Source organism: Arenimonas soli (assembly GCF_014643775.1).
GTDB classification, from domain to species: Bacteria; Pseudomonadota; Gammaproteobacteria; order Xanthomonadales; family Xanthomonadaceae; genus Arenimonas; species Arenimonas soli.
Map to the genome: position 1 here is coordinate 322,349 of NZ_BMKC01000002.1, position 20,195 is coordinate 342,543.

General features: G+C 68.8%; 21 protein-coding genes. 10 read left to right on the forward strand and 11 right to left on the reverse strand.

Annotation, left to right across the window (positions count from 1 at the left end; genetic code table 11):
• Nucleotides 1–30 precede the first annotated feature (30 nt).
• Entirely contained in the window at nt 31–1,680 is a 1,650-nt protein-coding gene (locus IEX13_RS09590; RefSeq protein ID WP_188663556.1) for a M28 family metallopeptidase, read from the forward strand.
• Here the strand turns inward: IEX13_RS09590 and IEX13_RS09595 are convergent, their stop codons facing one another.
• A complete protein-coding gene (locus IEX13_RS09595) occupies nt 1,681–2,160 on the reverse strand; it encodes an Lrp/AsnC family transcriptional regulator (protein ID WP_188663558.1) in 480 nt (159 codons plus the stop codon).
• 122 nt (nt 2,161–2,282) lie between these two features.
• Between IEX13_RS09595 and phhA the strand changes: the two genes are divergently transcribed.
• On the forward strand, nt 2,283–3,170 hold the full coding sequence (gene phhA, locus IEX13_RS09600; RefSeq protein WP_188663560.1) for a phenylalanine 4-monooxygenase: 888 nt from the start codon (nt 2,283–2,285) through the stop codon (nt 3,168–3,170).
• Here phhA and IEX13_RS09605 read toward each other — a convergent pair.
• A complete protein-coding gene (locus IEX13_RS09605) occupies nt 3,116–3,844 on the reverse strand; it encodes a hypothetical protein (protein WP_188663561.1) in 729 nt (242 codons plus the stop codon). The two genes, phhA and IEX13_RS09605, sit on opposite strands and share 55 nt — an antisense overlap.
• Before the next feature lie 142 nt (nt 3,845–3,986).
• Between IEX13_RS09605 and IEX13_RS09610 the strand changes: the two genes are divergently transcribed.
• Nucleotides 3,987–5,126 carry a sensor histidine kinase gene (locus IEX13_RS09610; protein WP_188663563.1) on the forward strand — a complete coding sequence of 380 codons (1,140 nt, stop codon included), beginning with the start codon at nt 3,987–3,989 and terminating at the stop codon, nt 5,124–5,126.
• Nucleotides 5,123–5,764 (forward strand): response regulator, encoded by a 642-nt coding sequence (locus IEX13_RS09615; RefSeq protein WP_188663565.1) that lies wholly within the window; start codon nt 5,123–5,125, stop codon nt 5,762–5,764. The genes IEX13_RS09610 and IEX13_RS09615 overlap by 4 nt, the downstream gene beginning before the upstream one ends.
• 1 nt (nt 5,765) lies before the next feature.
• Here IEX13_RS09615 and IEX13_RS09620 read toward each other — a convergent pair whose 3' ends face one another.
• Nucleotides 5,766–7,004, reverse strand: a complete 1,239-nt coding sequence (locus IEX13_RS09620) for an MgtC/SapB family protein (protein WP_188663567.1) — start codon at nt 7,002–7,004, stop codon at nt 5,766–5,768.
• Nucleotides 7,005–7,094: 90 nt separating this feature from the next.
• On the opposite strand from IEX13_RS09620, the gene IEX13_RS09625 reads away from it, so the two are divergent.
• Both IEX13_RS09625 and IEX13_RS09630 read left to right on the forward strand, forming a co-directional pair.
• The gene (locus tag IEX13_RS09625; RefSeq protein WP_188663568.1) at nt 7,095–8,123 is read left to right on the forward strand and encodes a class 1 fructose-bisphosphatase; all 1,029 of its coding nucleotides are present in this window, start codon (nt 7,095–7,097) and stop codon (nt 8,121–8,123) included.
• Entirely contained in the window at nt 8,110–8,829 is a 720-nt protein-coding gene (locus IEX13_RS09630; RefSeq protein ID WP_188663570.1) for a 2OG-Fe(II) oxygenase, read from the forward strand. The genes IEX13_RS09625 and IEX13_RS09630 overlap by 14 nt, the downstream gene beginning before the upstream one ends.
• Before the next feature lie 9 nt (nt 8,830–8,838).
• Here IEX13_RS09630 and IEX13_RS09635 read toward each other — a convergent pair whose 3' ends face one another.
• Nucleotides 8,839–9,921, reverse strand: coding sequence for a PA0069 family radical SAM protein (locus tag IEX13_RS09635; RefSeq protein ID WP_188663572.1), 1,083 nt, complete (start codon nt 9,919–9,921; stop codon nt 8,839–8,841).
• Nucleotides 9,922–9,978: 57 nt separating this feature from the next.
• Between IEX13_RS09635 and cls the strand changes: the two genes are divergently transcribed.
• From cls to IEX13_RS09650, 3 genes are all read left to right on the forward strand, one after another.
• On the forward strand, nt 9,979–11,394 hold the full coding sequence (cls, locus tag IEX13_RS09640) for a cardiolipin synthase (RefSeq protein WP_188663574.1): 1,416 nt from the start codon (nt 9,979–9,981) through the stop codon (nt 11,392–11,394).
• A gap of 62 nt (nt 11,395–11,456) precedes the next feature.
• Nucleotides 11,457–11,720, forward strand: coding sequence for a hypothetical protein (locus tag IEX13_RS09645; RefSeq protein WP_188663576.1), 264 nt, complete (start codon nt 11,457–11,459; stop codon nt 11,718–11,720).
• A gap of 28 nt (nt 11,721–11,748) precedes the next feature.
• Nucleotides 11,749–11,985, forward strand: coding sequence for a GlsB/YeaQ/YmgE family stress response membrane protein (locus IEX13_RS09650; RefSeq protein WP_229668511.1), 237 nt, complete (start codon nt 11,749–11,751; stop codon nt 11,983–11,985).
• Nucleotides 11,986–11,995: 10 nt separating this feature from the next.
• On the opposite strand, the gene IEX13_RS09655 is transcribed toward IEX13_RS09650, so the two are convergent.
• Complete coding sequence (locus tag IEX13_RS09655) at nt 11,996–14,878, reverse strand: ligand-binding sensor domain-containing diguanylate cyclase (protein ID WP_188663580.1); 2,883 nt, start codon at nt 14,876–14,878, stop codon at nt 11,996–11,998.
• 94 nt (nt 14,879–14,972) lie between these two features.
• Between IEX13_RS09655 and IEX13_RS09660 the strand changes: the two genes are divergently transcribed.
• Nucleotides 14,973–15,725, forward strand: a complete 753-nt coding sequence (locus IEX13_RS09660; RefSeq protein WP_188663583.1) for a pyridoxine 5'-phosphate synthase — start codon at nt 14,973–14,975, stop codon at nt 15,723–15,725.
• Between the two features lie 6 nt (nt 15,726–15,731).
• On the opposite strand, the gene IEX13_RS09665 is transcribed toward IEX13_RS09660, so the two are convergent.
• From IEX13_RS09665 to IEX13_RS09690, 6 genes are all read right to left on the reverse strand, one after another.
• On the reverse strand, nt 15,732–16,088 hold the full coding sequence (locus tag IEX13_RS09665; protein ID WP_188663584.1) for an ExbD/TolR family protein: 357 nt from the start codon (nt 16,086–16,088) through the stop codon (nt 15,732–15,734).
• A 186-nt stretch (nt 16,089–16,274) separates the two neighbouring features.
• Nucleotides 16,275–16,703 (reverse strand): ExbD/TolR family protein, encoded by a 429-nt coding sequence (locus tag IEX13_RS09670; RefSeq protein ID WP_188663586.1) that lies wholly within the window; start codon nt 16,701–16,703, stop codon nt 16,275–16,277.
• A 12-nt stretch (nt 16,704–16,715) separates the two neighbouring features.
• The gene (locus tag IEX13_RS09675) at nt 16,716–17,129 is read right to left on the reverse strand and encodes an ExbD/TolR family protein (RefSeq protein ID WP_188663588.1); all 414 of its coding nucleotides are present in this window, start codon (nt 17,127–17,129) and stop codon (nt 16,716–16,718) included.
• A gap of 28 nt (nt 17,130–17,157) precedes the next feature.
• Nucleotides 17,158–17,940 (reverse strand): MotA/TolQ/ExbB proton channel family protein, encoded by a 783-nt coding sequence (locus IEX13_RS09680; protein WP_188663590.1) that lies wholly within the window; start codon nt 17,938–17,940, stop codon nt 17,158–17,160.
• A gap of 52 nt (nt 17,941–17,992) precedes the next feature.
• Nucleotides 17,993–18,658, reverse strand: coding sequence for an energy transducer TonB (locus tag IEX13_RS09685; RefSeq protein ID WP_188663592.1), 666 nt, complete (start codon nt 18,656–18,658; stop codon nt 17,993–17,995).
• Nucleotides 18,659–18,766: 108 nt separating this feature from the next.
• The gene (locus IEX13_RS09690) at nt 18,767–20,035 is read right to left on the reverse strand and encodes a tetratricopeptide repeat protein (RefSeq protein WP_188663594.1); all 1,269 of its coding nucleotides are present in this window, start codon (nt 20,033–20,035) and stop codon (nt 18,767–18,769) included.
• Between the last annotated feature and the right edge of the window lie 160 nt (nt 20,036–20,195).

Consider the following 20,195-nt stretch of genomic DNA (forward strand, 5'->3'; position numbering starts at 1 on the left):
GTCGGCGGATTGCCCCTGGGAGTGTCCCGAATGAAGCAGCTGCTGGTTCCCATCGCCCTGACCCTGCTGGTGGCCTGTGGCCGCGAACCTGCGCCGGACGTGCCCGGTGCGGCGCCCGGCGCCGCCGCGCGCGAGGCCGACGGCGCCCGTCGCATCCACGCCGACGTCGCCTTCCTGGCCGACGACCTGCTCGAAGGGCGTGCCGCCGGCACCCGCGGTTACGACCTGGCCGCGCTGTACGTGGCCAACCGCTACCGCGCCATCGGCCTGGAGCCGGCCGGCGACGACGGCAGCTACCTTCAGGCCGTGCCCCTGCTCGAAGGCCGGCGCGAACGCGACGGCGCCAGCTTCAGCTTCAGCCGCGACGGCGAGCTGATCGACTTCGCCTTCCAGGACGACTTCCTGCCGGGCGTGAACTACAACGCCGGCACCCACGCGGTGACCGCGCCGCTGGTGTTCGTCGGCCAGGCCGTGCACGCGCCGGAACTCGACCACGATGACTTCGACGGCGTGGACGTGCGCGGCAAGATCGCCGTGTATTTCTCCGGCGCCCCGTCCGACTTCCCCAACACCCAGCGCGCCTTCCACGCCTCGGGCCGGCAGAAGCTGACCCGCCTGGCCGAACGCGGCGCCGTCGGCGCGGTGCAGATCGGCAACCCGGTGGACGAGGCCAAGTACCCCTGGGCGCGCGGCGCCCGCAACTGGGCGATGCCCGGCATGCGCCTGGTCGGCCCGGACGGCCAGCCGGTGGACGCCTTCCCGCAGTTGCGCGCCACCGCCAGCCTGGGCGTGCACGCGGCGCGCCGCCTGTTCGAAGGCGCGGACATGGACGCCGAGGAAGTATTCGCGCGCCGCGAAGCCGGCACGCTGGAAGCCTTCGACCTCGACGGCCAGGCCACGCTGGCCGGCCGCACCACGCTGGCCCGGGTCACCAGCCACAACGTGGTCGGCAGGCTGTCGGGCAGCGACGCCACGCTGGCCGCCGAGCACATCGTCTACACGGCCCATCTCGACCACGTCGGCATCGGGGCCGAGGTGGACGGCGACGGCATCTACAACGGCGCCTTCGACAACGCCCTGGGCACCGCCGTGATGCTGGAAGCCGCGACGCAGCTGGTGGCGACGCCCGCACCCAAGCGCACGCTGCTGTTCGTTGCGCTCACCGCCGAAGAGCGCGGCCTGCTGGGCGCCGAACACTTCGCGTCCAACCCGGGCGTGGAAGGCACGCTGGTGGCGAACATCAACATGGACATGCCGGTGTTCCTGGCCGATGTCACCGACGTGGTGCCGATCGGCATCGAGCACAGCAGCCTGGAGGACGACGTCAAGGCCGCCGCCGACGTGCTGGGCATCGGCCTCACCGCGGACCCGAAGCCCGAAGAAGTGGTGTTCGTGCGTTCGGACCAGTACGCCTTCGTGCGCAAGGGAATCCCGGCCGTGTACCTGGACGCCGGCATCAAGGCGCGTTCCCCGGACGTGGATGCGCTGGCGCTGTACGAGGACTTCCTGACCGGCCACTACCACCAGCCCAGCGACGAAACCTCGCTGCCGATCCATTACCCCAGCGCCGCGCGCCTGGCGATGCTCAATGCCGCCATCGGCCGCCGGGTCGGTGACGCCGATCAAAAGCCGCGCTGGAAGGAAGGCGACTTCTTCGGTCGCACCTTCGGCGGGCAGTAGTCAGCCCAGGTGGCCCAGGGGCAGGCCGCGCGCCTGCTTCACCGTGCGCAGCACGAAGCTGGAATTGATGTCGGCGACGCCGCTGGCGTTGAGCAGGTGGTCGAGCAGGAAGCGCGAGAAATGCGCCAGGTCCTGCACGACCACCTGCAGCAGGTAGTCCATTTCGCCGGTCAGGGCGTGGCAGGCCACCACTTCGTCCCAGCGGTTCACGCGCTCGGTGAAGGCCTGCACGGCGTCGGCGTCGTGGCGGGCCAGCTGCACGCGCACGAAGGCCTGCAGGCCCAGGCCGACCCGGTCCGGGTCGATGCGGGCGGCGTAGCCAGCCAGCACGCCGTCCTGTTCCAGGCGCTGCACCCGGCGCAGGCAGGCCGAGGGCGAAAGTTTCACCCGGTCGGCCAGGTCGGCATTGCTGAGCCGGCCCTCGCGCTGGAGTTCGGCCAGGATGGCCAGGTCGGTGCGATCGAACTTCAGGCTTTCCACTTCGTGCGGCCTCCGGCTTCATCGCCGCAATAATATTGCGCGGTTAAGGCCGTATTGTGCAACTACGCAAGCCGATTGCGGCCCGCCAGCGATAGACTGATGCAAAGCGTACGGAGAAAGGCATGAACACCCCGCGCCGCGTCGAACACCAGCTCACCGACAAGGGCTACGTGCCCGTCTACACCACGGCCGTGGTCGAACAGCCCTGGGGCGACTACACCGCCACCGACCACGAGGTCTGGGCGACGCTGTTCAAGCGCCAGCGCGAAATCCTGCCCGGCCGCGCCAGCAAGGAGTTCCTGGCCCAGCAGGAAGTGATGGGCATGTCGGCCGACCGCATCCCGAAGTTCGACGATCTCAACCCGGTGCTGCGCAAGGCCACCGGCTGGGAGCTGATCGGCGTCGAGGGCCTGCTGCCGGAACTGACCTTCTTCGAACACCTGGCCAACCGCCGCTTCCCGGTGACCTGGTGGATCCGCAAGCCCGACCAGCTCGATTACCTGAGCGAACCCGACCTGTTCCACGACCTGTTCGGCCACGTGCCGCTGCTGATGAACCCGGTCTTCGCCGACTACATGGCCGCCTACGGCCGCGGCGGCGTCAAGGCGCACGGCATCGGCCCCGAAGCGCTGGTGAACCTGACGCGCCTGTACTGGTACACGGTGGAGTTCGGGCTCATCAAGGAAGACGACGGCCTGCGCATCTACGGCAGCGGCATCGTCAGCTCCAAGAGCGAATCGATCCACTGCCTGGAATCGAAGGCGCCCAACCGCATCGGCTTCGACCTCGAGCGCATCATGCGCACCCGCTACCGCATCGACACCTTCCAGAAGACCTACTTCGTGATCGACAGCTACGAGCAGCTGATGGAAGCGACGGGGCCGGACTTCACGCCGATCTACGAACGCCTGGGCCAGGTCGACAGCTTCCCGGCCGGCAGCGTGCAGCCGGGCGATCAGGTGTTCAACCGCGGCACCGGCGAAGGCTGGCTGGACGACGGCGACGTCTGAGTTTTCTTCGCGGCCGGCCGGCCGTACTTGCGGTTGAGCCACCAGGCCGCGATGAAGGCGCCGGCCAGCGGGGTGAACCAGGTGAAGTGCTGCAGCAGCTGCGGGTCGACGCCCGGCAGCAGGCCGCGCAGGCCGATGCCGAAGAAGGCGATGTGGGTGGCGACGCCGTTGCCGATCATCGATCCGTAGTGTTCCTTGAGCCACCACTTCGGGTCGCTGGCCGAACCCCGCCAACTGAAGATGGCGCCGATGCCACCCACCACGCCGACGCCTCCGAACACCTGCAACAGCACCGAGCCCACTTGCGAGCCCAGCGCGATGATCGCCAGCCCGCTGGTGGCGGTCAGCGCGACCACAAACCAATAAATCGGAGCGTAAAAGGCCGCGCGGTCCCGGCGGTCGCGGATGGCCCGCCAGGCGAACCAGCTGGCGTTGCCGACCAGTACCAGCAGGTAGGTCAGGAACAGCGCGCCCACGGGATGGCCGCGTTCGCCGAGCTGCAGCACCAGCGGGATCCCGGTGAGCACGATGCCCAGCATGGCCAGCAGGTAGACCCTGCCGACACCGCGGTGGAAAGGCGTGCCCTTTTTCACCAGGCCGGCGGTCCAGAACGTCACCAGCGCGACGATGCCGGCGGTGACATGCAGGATGAGCGGGATCGAGGCAGCTTCCATGGTGTTCTCCTTCGGTGTGGGGCCAGTTTCCGTGGCGCGCCGACGCGGCTCAGGTGCCGGCGGTCACCGGATCGAGGTGCCGGAAGTCACTTTGTGCAGGCCAGGACTTGAGCCTCCCGCGTGCCGGGCCCAAGCTGGCCCCATGCGCGAACGACTGAAACAGCTTTTCACCCCGCTCAACTTCGCCGGTTACATCACCTGGGGCGCCATCGGGTGGGATTTGGTCTACGGCGGTAGCGGCGTGCCGGCCTGGCTGGATGGAACGCCGCCGACCTGGGGGCTGGGCACCCTGCACGTGGCCTACCTGGTCCTGTTCATGGCCGTCGTGGGTCGCAACGACACCCCGCTACCCCGCCTGCGGGTCTACATCGTGCTCCAGTACCTGCTGGCGTTCGCGATGATGGCCCTGGCGCGCAACAGCACCCTGCCGATCCTGCTGATCCTGTGCGCGATCCAGGTCGTGAACGCCTGGTCGCCCCGCGGTTCCGGCGTGGTGCTGGCGCTGGTGAACATCGCGCTGTACGGCATCTATGCGGGCGTCTGGGGCTGGGGCTCTCCGCTGGTGGGCACGCTGATGTTGGGGTGTTTCCAGGTATTCGCCGCCAGCGCGGCCTGGTTCGGAGTGAGCGCCGAACGTGCGCGCGACGATCTGGCCGCTGCCAATGCCGACCTGCTGGCGACGCGTTCGCTGCTGGCGGAAACCGCGCGCGACGGCGAACGCCTGCGCCTTTCGCGCGAACTGCACGACGTCGCCGGCCACAAGCTCACCGCGTTGAAGTTGAACCTGGCGGCGCTTTCACGCGACCCGCGTGTGGCCGGCGACGCCCAGGTCGCGCTCTGCGCGCGCCTGGCCGACGAGCTGCTGACCGACATCCGCGACGTGGTGCAGCAGATGCGCCGTTCCGACGGCATGGACCTGGGCCCGGCGCTGGAAGCTCTGGCCACGCCCTTCCCGCGGCCGCGCCTGCACCTGCAGATAGACGGCGATGCCCGCGTGGGCTCGCTGCCGCAGGCCGAGGCGGTGCTGCGCGCCGTGCAGGAAGGCCTGACCAATGCCGCCCGGCATTCCCAGGCCAACAACCTGTGGGTGGTGCTGGCACGGGAACCGGGCGGGCTGCGCCTGGACATCCGCGACGACGGCCGCGGCCGCGGCGCGCTGGAACCGGGCAACGGCCTGCGCGGCATGCGCGAACGCCTGCAAGCCCTGGGCGGCGGGCTTGAGCTGGGCCGCACCGATACCGGCGGCGTGCACCTGCAGGCCTGGCTGCCGGTGGCGGCATGAGCGGCGACCCCATCCGCGTCGCCCTGGCCGACGACCAGGCCCTGGTGCGCAGCGGCCTGATCGCGCTGCTGGCAGGTTTCCCGCGCCTGGAAATGGTGGTGCAGGCCGACGACGGCCAGGCCCTGCTCGACGCGCTGGCCTCGTCGCCGGCGGACGTCATCCTTTCCGACATCCGGATGCCCGGCCTGGACGGCTTCGGCCTGGTGCGCGCGTTGCGCGAACGCGGCGATGCCACCCCGGTGGTGCTGCTGACCACCTTCGACGAGGAAAGCCTGCCGCTGGCCGCCGCCGAGGCCGGGGCCCAGGGGTTCTTGCTAAAGGACGCCTCGCCGGAGGACCTGTACGAAGCCATCACCCGCGTCGCCGCCGGTGAAACCCTGCTGGCGCCGGTGCCCACCGACCCGGTGCGCGCGCGGTACGCCTACCGCGACCAGTCGGCGCCGACCGACACCTTCAGCGAACGCGAGGTGGCGATCCTTCGCCTGATCGCCGGCGGCTATTCGAACCGGGAAATCGCCAAGGCCGTGTTCCTGTCCGAAGGCACGGTGAAGAACTACGTCTCGGAAATCCTGGACAAGATGGGCACCCGCGACCGCACCCGCGCCGTGCTCAAGGCCATCACCCTGCGCATCATCTGAATCAGTTGAGCCAGGCGACGGTGGCGGTGGCGACGACCATGGCGACCAGGCCGGCGGCGACGCGCAGGCCGTAGGCGGGGCCGCCGCTGGCGAAGGCGACAACCGACTTGGCCACCGAACTGGCCGCCAGCATCAGTACGATCGCCCAGCGCGCCTGTTCGACGTCGAGGGCGCCGCTGGCCGAAAGTTTGGCCACGGTGGCGGCCGCGGCATGCACTTCCGCCAGCGCCGCCAGGGTGGCGCCGGCCATCGCGCCACGCGGGCCCAGCCAGGCATTGAGCGCCGCCGAGGCGAACAGCACCGCCGTGATGATGACGGCGAACAGCAGCGCATGCCGGAACCGGAACATGCGCGACTGCGCGGTCGGCGGCGGCTCGCCCTGGCCGTCGGGGCGCAGGCCCAGCAGGCCGCCGGCCAGCAGCACGGCGCCGCCCGCGGCCAGTTCACCGCCCACCTGCGCCAGCAGCCCCGGCGACACCGCCAGCAGGATCGGCACGAACAGGCTGAGCGAGGCCAGGTTGGCCAGCATCGCCGCGCCCACCGCCGGCGAACGCAGCGACGGGGTTTCGCGCACGCGCTGGCCGAAACCGGCCACCGCCGCGGTGGACGACACGTAGCCGGCGAAGAAACCCGCCACCGCCAGTCCCCAGCGATTGCCGACCAGGCGCAGCGCGACATGGCCCAGGGCGCTGATCGCCATCACCAGCACGACCAGCTTCCACAGCATCGCCGGGTTGAAGACGTCGAAGGGGCCGATGCTGCGGTCGGGCACCAGCGGCAGCACCACCAGCGCCGACGCCAGCAGGACCAGGCCGTCGCGCACTTCGGCTTCGCTGACGCGTTCCCGGGCCAGCTGGTGCAGCGGCGCCTTCAGGTAGACCAGGGCCGCGACCACCACGCCCAGGCCACCGGCCAGGGCCGGCAGGCCCAGGGCCAGGCCGCCCAGCAGGGTGGTCAGCACCAGGGTGATCTCGCCGGTGAGGCCGGGGTCTTCGGCGCGGCTGAGGCGGTAGCTCATGGCCGCGAACAGGCCCGACAGGGCCACCACCACCACGAACACGGCCAGGCCCAGCCACAGCGCGACGGCCCCGCACAGCGCCGCCAGGGCGTGGGTGCGCAAACCGGCCGAGGTGGCGCGGCCGGGGTGCCGGCGTTCGCGCACCGCGCCCACCAGCAGGCCCACGCCCAGGGCCGTGGCCAGAGGCAGCAGCGGCAGGGCGTGGACGGTGATCGCGGTCATGCCCGATTGTGCCTCCAGGCGGACCCGCGCTTGCAAGCCCCGCGTGGGCCCGGACAATGCCGGGGTCCGCCGCCACCCTGCTGGAGCCCCATGAAGCCCATTTCCCTGACCCGCTACCTCATCGAGGAACAGCACGCCGGCCGCATCAACGCCGACCTGCGCCTGCTGATCGAGGTCGTGGCCCGCGCCTGCAAGACCATTTCCATCGCCATCGGCAAGGGCGCGCTGGGCGGCGTGCTGGGCGACGCCGGCAGCCCCGGCGCGGCGAGCATGAACATCCAGGGCGAGGCGCAGAAGAAGCTCGACGTGCTGAGCAACGACATCCTGCTCGAGGCCAACGCCTGGGGCGGCCACCTGGCCGGCCTGGCGTCCGAGGAAATGGACCACAGCCAGCCCATCCCCGACGCCTTCCAGCGCGGCAACTACCTGCTGCTGTTCGATCCGCTCGACGGCAGCAGCAACATCGACGTGAACATCTCGGTCGGCACCATCTTCTCGGTGCTGCGCTGCCCGGACGACGTCACCGCGCCGGGCGACGAACACTTCCTGCAGCCGGGCAACACCCAGGTCTGCGCCGGCTACACCACCTACGGCCCCAGCACGATGCTGGTGCTGACCGTCGGCCACGGCACCCACGTGTTCACCCTGGACCGCGAGATCGGCAGCTTCATGATGACCCGGCGCGACGTGCAGGTGCCCGCGGAAACGAAGGAGTTCGCGGTCAACATGTCCAACCAGCGCTTCTGGGAAGCGCCGATGCAGCGCTATGTCGACGACCTCCTGCAGGGCAAGCAAGGTCCGCGCGGCAAGGACTTCAACATGCGCTGGGTGGCCTCGATGGTGGCCGACGTGCACCGCATCATCACCCGCGGCGGCATCTTCAGCTACCCGCTCGACAGCAAGTGCCGCGACAAGGGCGGAAAGCTGCGGCTGATGTACGAAGCCAATCCGATGGCCTTCATCATCGAACAGGCCGGCGGCGCCGCCAGCACCGGACGCCAGCGCATGCTGGACGTGCAGCCGACCGGCCTGCACCAGCGCGTGCCGGTGTTCCTGGGGTCGCGCGACGAGGTGGAGCAGGCGGTGCGCTACCACCGCGAACACGATGCGGAGTCCTGAGGTGGGCGGCGGCGACTTCATCGAAATCTACGAAGACGCCATCCCGGCGGCGACCTGCGCGCAGATCATCCGGCGCTTCGAGGAGTGCGGGCAGGACCAGCCGGGCCTGGTCGGCGGCGGCCTCTTCCCCGACCTCAAGAACAGCCGCGACATCAGCATTTCCGGCAAGCCCGAGTGGCGCGATGTCGAAACCAGTTTCGTGCAGGCCATCCTCAACGGCCTGGCCAATTACCTGCGCAAGTATCCCTACACCCTGATCGCGCCGCTGATGGTCCAGCACGGGAAAAGCCCGACCGACGTCCGGCGCCTGATGGCCGACGACTTCGAAACGCTGCCTGACGCCGCCCTGGACGACATCATCCGCTCGATCTTCCGGCCAGGGCGCATCAACCTGCAGCGCTACCGCGCCGGCGAGGGCGGTTACCCCTACTGGCACTGCGAGCTGTACCCACGCGATCCGGGCTGCGAAACCCTGCACCGCCACCTGCTGTGGACGGTGTACCTCAATGACGACTTCCAGGCCGGCGAAACCGAGTTCCTGTACCAGCAGCGCAAGGTGCCGCCGCGCACCGGCAGCCTGCTGATCGCGCCCGCCGCCTTCACCCACACCCACCGCGGCAACCGCCCGGAAGGGGGCGACAAATACATCGCCACCAGCTGGGTGCTGTTCAACCGCGCCGAACAGATCTTCGGCAAGGGCGCCTGAGCCGGCGCTTCAGAACAGTTCGCCCTGCGGCCCGGGCTTGCGTGGAGCGATGAACTGCCCGCAGTCGAGCCTGGATTCGCGCCGGGTGGCGTAACCAAGCTTGCGCGTGGCCAGGTCGAAGCGCTGGCCCGCCAGCCGGGCCCATTCCCCCGTGCCGGTCTGGCGCTGGCCAAAGCTGGCGTCGTAGTCGCGGCCGCCGCGGGCCTGCCTGACCAGGCTCATGACGTGGCCGGCGCGTTCGGGCAGGTGCGCCTCCAGCCAGTCCTGGAAGATGGGCGCCACTTCGTGCGGCAGGCGCAGCAGCACCATGCCGGCGGTGCTGGCGCCGGCTTCGCGCGCCGCGGCCAGCACGGCCTCCATTTCCGCGTCGTTCACCGCCGGGATGACCGGCGCGAACATCACGCCGGTGGGGATGCCGGCTTCGCTGAGGCGACGGATGGCCTGCAGGCGACGATGCGGCGCACTGGCACGTGGTTCAAGCTTCGCCGAAAGCCGGTTGTCGAGCGTGGTGACCGACAGCGCCACGCTGACCAACTTGCGTCGCGCCAGCGGTTCGAGCAGGTCGAGGTCGCGTTCCACCAGCGCGTTCTTGGTGAGCAGGGTGAACGGATGCCCGCAGTCGGCCAGCACCTCGATGATGGCGCGGGTGAGCCGGTAGCGGCGTTCGATGGGCTGGTAGGGGTCGGTATTGGTGCCCATGGCGATGGGCGCGCACGCGTAACCCGGCTTCGCCAGCTCCCCGCGCAGGACGTCGGCGACGTTGGTCTTGGCGAACAACCGGGTTTCGAAATCGAGCCCGGGCGAAAGATCCAGGTAGGCGTGGCTTGGGCGGGCGAAACAATAGCTGCAGCCGTGCTCGCAGCCACGGTAGGCATTCACCGACCGGTCGAATGGCAGGTCGGGCGACCGGTTGCGGCTGATGACGCTGCGGGCCCGCTCTTCGCTGACCACGGTGCGCACGTCGGGCGGGCCCGGGTCGTCGTCGTGCCAGCCGTCGTGTTCGGACTCGCGCGTGGTGACGGCGAAGCGGCCTTCAGTGTTGCCGACGGCGCCGCGACCCTTGGCGGGCCTTGGAGGGGGGTTTCCTGACATGATGGGCACCAGTTTGCCGCCGGCCCGTCTCGTCCGGCGAGACCGCAGGGAGCAGGCATGGATTTTCCGTTCGATTGGGACACCTTCAAGCCCTGGCTGATCGGCCTGTGGGCGGTGTACGTGCCGGTGCTGGCCGGCTGGATCGTCATGCAGAAGCGCGAACCCATCGCCACCCTGAGCTGGGTGCTGTCGCTGGCCGCGCTGCCGTGGATCGGGCTGCTTGTGTACCACTTCCTGGGGCCACAGCGCATCGTGCGCCAGCGCCGGCGACGCAGCCTGTCGCGGCGGACCCTGGAACCGGGCCTGCCGTCCGACCTGGTGACCAACGAGGATTGCGCCACCGTTTCCCACCTGGCCCAGACGATCACCCAGTTCGCGCCCAGCAGCGCCGTCGACGTGAAGCTGCTGGTCGGCGGCAAGGCCACCTACGCCGCGCTGCACGAGGCCATCGCCAGCGCGAAGCACCACCTGCACCTGGAGTACTACATCTTCGAACCCGACCAGACCGGCACGCCGCTGCGCGACGCGCTGGTGGCCAAGGCCCGCGAAGGCGTGCGGGTCCGCCTGCTGCTCGATGCCCTGGGTTCGGCCAGGCTGGGCAGGGCCTTCCTGGCCCCGCTCAGGGACGCCGGCGTCGAAATCAGCTGGTTCCACCCGGTGCGCCTGCGCTTCATCTGGCGCCCGCGCATCAACCTGCGCAACCACCGCAAGATCGTCATCGTTGATGGCTGCGTGGCCTTCACCGGCGGCATCAACATCACCGACGACGAAAACGAAGCGGTCAATCCCAAGGCCTTCCACGACCTGCACTTGCGCCTGGAAGGGTCGATCGTGCGCTGGCTGCAGCTGGCGTTCCTGGAAGACTGGCACTACGCCACCGGCGTCGCGCTGCGCGACGAGAACCTGTGGCCCGAAGCACGCAAGGGCACGATGCTGGCCCACGCGCTGCCCTCCGGGCCCGACTCGGTGTGGGAATCGATCCACCGGGTGAAGGTCGAAGCGATCCACCAGGCCGACCGGCGCGTCTGGCTGGTGACGCCCTATTTCGTTCCCGGCGAGGCGGCGCGCATGGCGCTGACATCGGCGGCGATGCGCGGGCTGGACGTCCGCGTGGTGGTGCCGGCCAGGAGCGACTCGACCCTGGTCAGCGCGGCGTCGCGGTCGTACTACGACGAACTGCTGGCGGCCGGCATCGGTGTTTTCGAGTACCAGCCGCGCATGCTGCACAGCAAGGCGCTGCTGGTGGACGACGAAACCTGCGTGCTGGGCAGCGCCAATTTCGACAGCCGCAGCTTCCGGCTCAACTTCGAGCTGAGCATCCTGCTGCACGACCGGGACCTGGCCGGCGAGCTCGAACGCGAGATGACCTCGACCCTGGCCCAGTGCCGGGAAGTGAAGGCCGACGACCCGCCGCCTCCCTTCCTGCGCCGGCTCGCCGACAACGCCACCCGCCTGCTTTCGCCGGTGCTCTGAGCCGGGCCTCTGGACTCGTCGCGTGCTTGGGCTAAACTTCCGGCAAACCCGCGAGGTGACCCATGCATTGGCTTTATCTGCTCGGTTCGCTGGCCTGCCTCGGCCTGGCCATGATGCGTTCGATGCCCACCCTGGGCGTGTTGGTGTTCCTGGCCGGATCGCTGGCGCTGATGGTGGCGTTCCTGCTTGGCTGGCTGAACGCACGCATCGCCAGTACGTCGCGTGACTCCAGCCACATCATGACCGCCGAGGAGCTCCGCCACCTGCGCGAGCAGGCCGAAGCACGCAAGGCGGCACGCGGCGAAGACTCCACCCACCGTTCCTGAAGGGAGGCAATGTATGGACGGAACAAGCTTGCTCGTTTTCCTGGTCATCGGCGCGCTGGCCGGCTGGCTTGCCGGCCTGGTGATGAAGGGCCGCGGTTTCGGCATCCTCATCAACATGGTCGTCGGCGTGCTGGGGGCCTTCTTCGGGGGCTGGCTGCTGCCCAAGCTGGGCATCAGCTTCGGCGGCGACATCGGCGTCTTCATCACCGCCTTCATCGGCGCCGTGCTGCTGCTGGCGATCATCAGCCTCATCAAGCGGGCCTGAGCCCGCGATTTCAGACCTTGGCGCCGCCCGCGTCGGTCGCAACCCGGTTGCGGCCGGCGCGTTTTGCTTCGTAGAGGGCCGCGTCGGCGCGGCGCAGCAGGCTGTCGGGTTCGGACTGCACGTCGGGAACCATGCCCGCCACGCCGATGCTGACCGTCATGCCGGCATCGCTTGAAGCGATGGCGGCGCGGATCGACTCGGCGCGGCGCGTGGCTTCCTCGGCATGCACGCCCGGCAACAGCAGGGCGAATTCCTCGCCGCCGTAGCGCGACAGCAGTTCGCGCTGGGGATCGTGCTGCGTAGCCAGGCGCTGGGCTATTCCGCGCAGCTGCACGTCGCCCTCCAAGTGTCCGTGGGCGTCGTTGTAGGCCTTGAAGTGGTCGACGTCGATCATGAGCACGCTCAGCGACCGGCGCTGGTCCAGGCAGCGATACCACTCGCGGCGCAGGCCGTTCTCGAGGGCGCGGCGGTTCGCCACGCCGGTCAGCGCATCTTCGGTGGCCAGTTCCGCCAGCCTGCGGTTGGCATCTTCGAGCTCATGCGTGCGCTCGGCGATGCGCGCCTCGAGGCGGCGGTTGGCTTCAAGGAAGCGCTCGGTGCGCAGCCGCACCAGCCAAAGCGCCACGGTGACGGCCAGCCCCAGCACCACCAGGCCACCGAGCGCCTGCACCCACCACTGCTGGTACCAGAAGGGAAGCACGCGGAACCGGTAGGTCATCGCCGCTGGCTGGCGGCCAGTGCCGGTGCGCGCCTGCACTTCCAGCGCGTAGTCACCGGGCGGCAGTGAACGAATGAACAGGTCGCGGTCGGCCCAGTCGCTCCAGTCCGGGGTAACGCCATGCAGGAGGTAGCGGAACTCGGCGCCACTTTCCATGCTGACCATGGCGAAACGCAGGCTCAGGCTGTAGCCGGGGGGCAGCCGCACCGGCTCGGCGCCGTTGTTGCGCGTCGGCAGCACGCGGGTTTCACCGGCTTCGTTGTGGGCAACCACCGACTCCATGCCCAGCTGCAGCGGCTGCAGCTCGCTGCGCGACTCTTCCGGGTCGAACTGCAGCAGGCCGGTCCAGGTGGCGATGCGCAGCACGCCGTCCTGCCCGTAACGCACGGACGAGTAGCCCGCCATGCCGCGGCCGCCCGGATACAGCGGCTGCCACTGTGTTTCGCCCTTGGGGCGGTGCCACAGTTCGCGCGTGGTGTAGGCGTAGTCGCCCAGTGGCGTCTGTTCGACGTACATCTCGTGCGGGCGCGCGACCAGGGTGATGGGCGGGGCCTTGTCGGGCACGAAGCGGTCGCCCTCGAGCCGGAAGCCGACGTCGCCGCTGGTGGCATGGATCCGTTCTTCGAAACGATAGACGCTGGTGCCGAACTGCGGGCTTACCGCCAGGCCGCGGCTGTCGTCGTAGACCTCGCGCGAGGTGATTTCGCCGGTTTCCGTATTGACGGTCCAGCGCTGCACGGGGCCACGCGAATCACCGATCCACAGTTCGCCGGCGGCGTCACCCTCTTCGACGCCGTAGATGCTGATGTCGCCGAGCGAAAAGCGCGGGCCTTCCTGCCAGCGGCCGTCCCGGTGGTGCACCAGGACCACGTCCGGCCCGCTCAGGCCGTAGACAAGGTTCGGGTCATGGCGCGATGGCATCAGCGCGAACACGCCATGGTTCGGGTGTTCATGCATTCGCCGCGGCGCCTCGTCGCCCGGACCCAGGGCCAGCAGGCCTTCGCGCACGCCGATCAGCAGCTCGCCCTGGGCCGAATGCAGGGCGTAGGCCTCGTAGTCGGTCCAGGGCAGGCGTTCTGCGTGCGGCTGGCCATCGTCACTGGGCCGCATGCGCTGGATGCCCTGGCTGGTAGCCAGCCACAGCGCGCCGTCGTGCCACTCGAAATCCGTGGGGTTGCCGGCGATGCCCTGGTCTTCGCCCAGGTGGGTCCACGGCGAGGGCAGGGTAAGGCGCTTGAGTTCGTTTTCGGTGGCGAGCCAGAGCCCGCTTTCTTGGTCGACGGCCATCCCGAGGATGCCGTAGGTGCCCAGGTCCAGGTTCTGGCGGATGCGCAGCTGTGCGTCGAAGCGCAGCAGGCTGCCGTCCAGGGTGCCGACCACCAGGGAGCCATCGGACAAACCCAGCACGGTGTAGGCGCGGACGCCGGCCAGCAGGTCGCTGGCCGGGCCCGGCAGCCGCGAGACGCCGCGGTCGTCGGCGCGGTAGAAGCCGTCGTTGGTGACCAGCAACAGATGGTCTTCGCGCTCGACGATGCCCGGGAGCGGTATGTCCGCCAGGGCTTCGCCGCCGGGCGCAAGCACGAGTTTGCCGTCCTCGAAGCGCACCAGCCCCTGCCCCTGCACGCGCGCCAGCATCCTGCCGCCGACCCAGTAGAAGCTGCGCGCCGATTCCGGCAGCGGCCACTGCCGCGCTTTCTTGCCGTCGTCAGGCAAGAGGATCAGGCGTTTTTCGGTGCGGAAGTAGACACCCTCGGGCGTGGATATCGCCTGGAAGACGAAGCCCAGGTGACGCTGGTCGCCGGTGAGTCCCGCGGCATCGAGCAGTTCTTCGTAGGCCACGCCGCCTTCACCGTCCGGCGCCAGACGACCGAACGTGTCGTAGCCGCCGACGTAGACCAGTCCGTCATTGCCGATGGCCAGGGCGTGCGCGGCCGATCGCGCCGGCAGCATCGTCAGGCGCCAGTCGATGCCGTTGAAGCGCAGTACGCCATCCTGGTTGCCGGCATACAGTTCGCCGCCTGGCGACGTCGCCAGGGCCATGTGGCCGGGTTTGACGCGGGTGTGTTCCGAGCCGTAGCTGCGCGACAGCGGTGCGCCCGGAACCGTTTCGGCCAGCGAAAGCACCGGACCGGCCAGCAGGCCCAGCAGGAGAAGCAGCGGCAGATACGGGCGCATGGGCGGATTATGGCGGAAACCGGGCGCCCGAAAGCGCGAATTCCTCCCCTTTTCCGGCTTTCCGGCCCGGGGGCCGCAGGGTAGGCTTGCCGCCATGACCGTACTGAGCGTCAACGTCAACAAGATCGCCGTGCTCCGCAACTCGCGCGGTGGCGACGAACCCCGGGTCACCGACGCCGCCGAGGCCGCGCTGCGGGCCGGCGCCGGGGGCATCACCGTGCATCCGCGACCGGACCAGCGCCATATCCGGCCCGGGGACGTGCGTGACCTGGCCCGCCTGGTCGCCGGCCGCGGCGAGTTCAATATCGAGGGCAATCCGTTTGCCCCGGCCCGCGGGGACTACCCCGGCCTGCTGGCCCTGGTCCGGGAGACCCGCCCGCAGCAGGCCACCCTGGTGCCCGACGGCGACGGGCAGATCACCTCCGACCATGGGTTCGACCTGGCCCGGGACGCGGGCCGCCTGCGCCCGCTGGTGGCCGAACTCAAGGCCTGCGGGGCGCGGGTGTCGCTGTTCATGGACGCGGGCGCGCCGGACATGGCCCGGGCCGCCGAGCTGGGTGCCGACCGGATCGAGCTCTACACCGGGCCTTATGCCCAGGCATTCGCCGCCGGCGACCCGGCCGCGGCGCTGGACCTGTGCCGGCGCAGTGCGAGGGACGCCCAGGCCGCGGGGCTGGGCGTCAATGCAGGCCACGACCTCAGCCAGTCCAACCTGGGGGCCTTCCTGCGCGGCGTGCCCGGCGTGCTGGAGGTTTCGATCGGGCACGCGCTGGTCGGCGAGGCCCTGTACGCGGGCCTGGAGCCGACCGTGCGCGCCTACCTGGCGCTCATCGCCGCGGCCCGCTGAGGCGGCTCAGTCCAGGCTGATGTTGTGCACGCCGGCGCGGTTCGCGGCGGCCAGGGCGGTGGTCGCGGACTGGTAGTCGGCGTCGGGGTGCACGGCCAGCTTGAGCACGAAGCCGGGTTGGTCTCGCCGCTGGCCTTCCAGCAGGGCCTGGAGCTGGGCCGGTGCCACGGCCTGGCCAGCGAGCCGGAATACGTCGCCCGGGGCGACTTCAAGCAACACGATCGCCGGCGGCTGGGGCGGTGGCGGCGTGCGCTGGGGCAGGGTCAGGTCCATGCGGTGGTCGAGCAGGGGTGCGGTGACCATGAAGATCACCAGCAGAACCAGCATCACGTCCACCAGCGGCGTGATGTTGATCTCGGCCATGGAACCCCTATCGGAACGGACGTCGGCGAAAGCCATGGTGTTCTCCCCCGGTGGACTGCCTTCACCAGATACGCCGCGTCGGCGGTGGGCACAAGCCGCTGGCCTGGGCTTGTTCGGGAAGGATTCAGCAAAAAAAACGCCGCCCGGAGGCGGCGTTGCTGCAGGGTGCGGGAAGCGCGGCCTCGATCAGGCGCCGGGTTCCACGAAAGCGATCTTTGCCATCCCGGCGTTCTTGGTGCGGGAAAGCACCTTCGCCAGGGTTTCATACTGGGCTTCCATATCCGTCTGGATTTCGACGGTGGGCTGCCGGGTCACGTCGGCGCCGGCACGCTCGGCCTCGACCTCAAGGGCCGCCTGGAGCGTGGACAGCGGGATCGGCGTGTTGTTCCAGGTGACCGTGCCACCCGCCTCGATGCGCAGGCGGATCGGCTCGGGCGGATCCTTCGGCGGCGGCGGCGGGTTGGACGTGCGCTGCGGAAGGTCGACCTGGATCTGGTAGGAGAGGGCCGGGGCCGTCACCATGAAGATGATCAGCAGCACCAGCATCACGTCCACGAGGGGCGTGACGTTGATGTCGGCCATCGGGCCAGCGCCGGAATTCGAGGCAAATGCCATGGTCTGTCGTCCTCAGCGCTCAGGGGTGGAAACGAAGCCCACCTTGCGGATACCCGCACGGCGGACGTCGGAAACCACTTCGTGGATGACGGAGTACTTGGTGATGTTGTCCGAGCGGATGTCGACCTGCGGCTGCGGGGTCTTCTGGGCCAGCACGGCGAGGCGGGCGTCGAGCACGTCGCTCGAGACTTCCTCGTCGTTCCAGTAGACCTTGCCGTCCGCCGTCACCGCGAGGGTGATCGGCGGCTGGTCGATTTCCGGCTTCTCTTCCAGGGTTGCCTGGGGCAGCTCCACCTTCACCTTGTGGGACATCAGGGGCGCCGTGATCATGAAGATGATCAGCAGGACCAGCATCACGTCCACGAGGGGCGTGACGTTGATGTCGGCCATCGGGCCGCCACCGCCGGAGTTGGATGAAAATGCCATGCCTGCGACTCCTGGTTAGACGTTCGACTTAGCGCTTGGCCGGGACTTCGCCGACGCGCGAGCCGGTGGCGAAGAAGTCGTGCAGGTCGTGGGCGAAGGTGTCGAACTTGGCGTAGGTGTTGCGATTCGCGCGGTTGAAGGCGTTGTAGGCCAGCACCGCCGGGATCGCGACGAACAGACCGATGGCGGTCATGATCAGCGCCTCGCCGACCGGGCCCGCGACCGCGTCGATGGACGCCTGGCCGGTGGCACCGATGCGGATCAGGGCGCCGTAGATGCCCCACACCGTACCGAGCAGACCCACGAACGGCGCGGTCGCACCGACGGTGGCCAGCCAGGTCATGCCGTTCTCGAGCTTGGCGCTCTCACGGGTGACGGCCTGGCGCAGCGCGCGGTCGATGAACTCCGAGCGGTTCAGGGCGTCGACCAGGCGGCTGCCTTCGTGACGCTGGTGGTGGGCGGCGGCCTGGGCGCAGTCCAGGGCGATCTTGGAGAACGGCTCGTTGGCCGGCTGTTCTTCCATGAAGCGGATCGCGTCCTGGGCGTTCGGGGTTTCCCAGAAGGTACGCACGACGGTGTCGGCGCGCTTGGAGATGACCGCGTTCTTGATGGCGTTGACGATGGTGTACCACCACGAGCCGAACGACATCACGATGAGCATGATGAGGACGACCCACTGAACGAAGAATTCTGCCGGGTTGGCCATGAGCTCGGCCATCATGTGACCGAAGCCCATCTTCGACAGGGCGGAAGCGTTGTCGGCGGCGCCGCCAGCGGCGGTTGCGACCGTGAGGAGGATTTCCTGCAGCATAAGGAGTGCCTTTCTTTAAGTGGTTTGACCGTTTACGTGGGTACTGCTGGCGTTACCGCGGAGGCGTGAACTTGACCGGGACGAGAACCGCGCCGCCGACCCTCTGGCCGTTGCGCAGTCCCGGGTTGAACTTCCACCGACGCGCGGCATCCATGGCCGAGCGGTCGAGGTTGCGATTGCGGCTGGAGCGCTCGACGGCGACGTCGAGCACGTTGCCGGCGGCGTCGATGGTGACGCGCAAGATGACGGTACCGCCTACACCATCGCGGGCTTCCTTGGCCGGATAGCGCGGCTGGTAGAGCGAACGGCCCGAGATGTCTTCGGAAGGCGCGTAGTCGGCAGGCGGGGCCGGCGGCGACGGCGGAGCCGGCGGCGGGGCCTCGATGTCGATCGGGCTCGGGTCGTCGAACACCACCGGCGGCTCTTCAGGCGGCGGCGGGATCGGCGTCGGCTTGGGCTGCTGGATGATCTTCTGGACCACCTTGGGCGGCTCCGGCGGCGGCGGCGGCGGCGGCGGGGGCGGCGGCGGCGGTTCGATGAAGGACACCTGGGTCACCTCTTCCGCGGCCTTCTGGACCGAGGGCGGGTTGACCGGCGCCATCATGAACATGAACGCGATCGCGTGCAGCGCGATTGCGAATGCATTGCCACCGACGCGTGCCCAGCTAAGGCCCTGCGGAGGGGTGTCGTACCTGTTGTAGTAGTTCTTGTCCGTCATACGTTCGGCGGCTCGAGCTCTCGTTCGGTCGGCGTCAGGTGCCGTGGCCCGCCGGACACCGGCGGGAACTTGTTAGCTTATACCACGGGGAATCGGTTTACCAACCGTTCAACGGGAAATCTGTGCAAGGGCTTTCTGGGCCTGGTCACGGGTCGCCGGATCCTTGGCGGCCTCCGCGTAGGCCTGGCGGGCCGCGGCGAAGTTGTCCATGTAGTACTCGGAGCGGGCGATGACCATCCAGGCCTCGCCGGGCTTCTTCAGGCCCTTGTCCAGCGCCTGTCGGGCCGCCGCCTTGGCTTCTTCGTTGCGGTCCTCGTTGGTGAGGATCTGCGAAAGCGCCAGGGAGGTGTCGCCGGAGGTGTCGAGCGGCGCCGCCTTCTTGTAGGCATTCACCGCGGCGTCGATCTGGTCGCTGAAGTACAGCGACTGCGCAAGGAAGGTATACGTGCGGGCGTCGGCCGGCAGGATGCCCTTGTCCAGGCCTTCCTGGATGACCTTGGCGGCCTCGGCTTCCTTGCCATCCATGTTGAGGTAGATGGCGTAGAGGTTCTCGTAGTCGCGCTGCTCGGTCAGCATGCCCTTCTGGCGGGCGCTGTCGAGCAGGGCCGCGGCCTTTTCAGAGTTGCCGGTCTGGGCGTACAGCGAAGCCAGGTTGAGCAGGGTGCGCTTGTCGTCAGGGCTCTTGGCCTGCAGCTGCTCGGCCAGGGCGACGGCGTCGCCTTCGCGGCCGAGTTCGTTGTACGAGGCCATCAGCATCTGCTGCCAGTTGTTCTCGGCGTTCCCGTCGTTGAACTCGATGGCCTTGCGGACCGCGTCGATGGTCTGCTCGAACTGGCCGGCGTTGTAATGCACGCCCGCCTTGAGGGCATAAACCTCGGGGTCCTTGGAGTTCGTCTCGGCGATCAAGCGGTCGATCAGCGCGATGGACTTGTCGGACATGTCTTCCTGGGCGTAAACCGACGCCAGGGTGTGCATGGTCGCGAAGTGGTTGTTGTTGGGCAGCGCGTTTTCCTGCAGCGCGCGCTCGAGGTACGGAATGGCGCGCGGGTAGTCGTCGATGCCCAGGGCGGCGTTGCCGGCGATCATCAGCGCGACGGCGCGGTCGTACGACTTGGCGCGCTCGTTGGCCAGCAGCTTCTCGGCGATCGCGATCGCGCCTTCCATGTCCTCGCCGTCGTTGTAGAGGTCGAACATCTTCTGGATGTCCTTGGCCAGGCGCGGGGTGTTCTTGGCCTCGGGCGATTCGCGGGTCGCGTCCGGATAGGCTTCTTCCGCCTTGTCCTTGCCACGCTGCGCGTGGGCGTCACCGACCGACAGCGTCGCCGCGATCAGGGCGGCGGCCAGGACATTGAGCTTGAGGGCGTTGGCAAACTTCATTTGGGAACTCCTTCGCCGCCACGGTGTCCCGCGGCTGGTGGCCGGTTAGGGTAACGGGGAATGGAGCAATCACTCAAGCGGCGGGCTGTCCGGTTTTACCGTTCGCCCCCGTATAGACTTCCCCTTTGGACCCAAGCATGCCCGCGCTTTTTGTCGATGG

Coding starts and splice junctions, on each gene's coding strand:
- IEX13_RS09635 (WP_188663572.1), bottom strand. CDS start 9,921: ATGTCAGGAAACCCCCCTCCAAGGCCCGCCAAGGGTCGCGGCGCCGTC.
- IEX13_RS09620 (WP_188663567.1), bottom strand. CDS start 7,004: ATGACCGCGATCACCGTCCACGCCCTGCCGCTGCTGCCTCTGGCCACG.
- IEX13_RS09645 (WP_188663576.1), top strand. CDS start 11,457: ATGCATTGGCTTTATCTGCTCGGTTCGCTGGCCTGCCTCGGCCTGGCC.
- IEX13_RS09625 (WP_188663568.1), top strand. CDS start 7,095: ATGAAGCCCATTTCCCTGACCCGCTACCTCATCGAGGAACAGCACGCC.
- IEX13_RS09690 (WP_188663594.1), bottom strand. CDS start 20,035: ATGAAGTTTGCCAACGCCCTCAAGCTCAATGTCCTGGCCGCCGCCCTG.
- IEX13_RS09655 (WP_188663580.1), bottom strand. CDS start 14,878: ATGCGCCCGTATCTGCCGCTGCTTCTCCTGCTGGGCCTGCTGGCCGGT.
- IEX13_RS09590 (WP_188663556.1), top strand. CDS start 31: ATGAAGCAGCTGCTGGTTCCCATCGCCCTGACCCTGCTGGTGGCCTGT.
- IEX13_RS09680 (WP_188663590.1), bottom strand. CDS start 17,940: ATGCTGCAGGAAATCCTCCTCACGGTCGCAACCGCCGCTGGCGGCGCC.
- IEX13_RS09665 (WP_188663584.1), bottom strand. CDS start 16,088: ATGGCCGAGATCAACATCACGCCGCTGGTGGACGTGATGCTGGTTCTG.
- IEX13_RS09615 (WP_188663565.1), top strand. CDS start 5,123: ATGAGCGGCGACCCCATCCGCGTCGCCCTGGCCGACGACCAGGCCCTG.
- IEX13_RS09630 (WP_188663570.1), top strand. CDS start 8,110: ATGCGGAGTCCTGAGGTGGGCGGCGGCGACTTCATCGAAATCTACGAA.
- IEX13_RS09605 (WP_188663561.1), bottom strand. CDS start 3,844: ATGGAAGCTGCCTCGATCCCGCTCATCCTGCATGTCACCGCCGGCATC.
- IEX13_RS09660 (WP_188663583.1), top strand. CDS start 14,973: ATGACCGTACTGAGCGTCAACGTCAACAAGATCGCCGTGCTCCGCAAC.
- phhA (WP_188663560.1), top strand. CDS start 2,283: ATGAACACCCCGCGCCGCGTCGAACACCAGCTCACCGACAAGGGCTAC.
- cls (WP_188663574.1), top strand. CDS start 9,979: ATGGATTTTCCGTTCGATTGGGACACCTTCAAGCCCTGGCTGATCGGC.
- IEX13_RS09610 (WP_188663563.1), top strand. CDS start 3,987: ATGCGCGAACGACTGAAACAGCTTTTCACCCCGCTCAACTTCGCCGGT.
- IEX13_RS09670 (WP_188663586.1), bottom strand. CDS start 16,703: ATGGCATTTGCCTCGAATTCCGGCGCTGGCCCGATGGCCGACATCAAC.
- IEX13_RS09685 (WP_188663592.1), bottom strand. CDS start 18,658: ATGACGGACAAGAACTACTACAACAGGTACGACACCCCTCCGCAGGGC.
- IEX13_RS09675 (WP_188663588.1), bottom strand. CDS start 17,129: ATGGCATTTTCATCCAACTCCGGCGGTGGCGGCCCGATGGCCGACATC.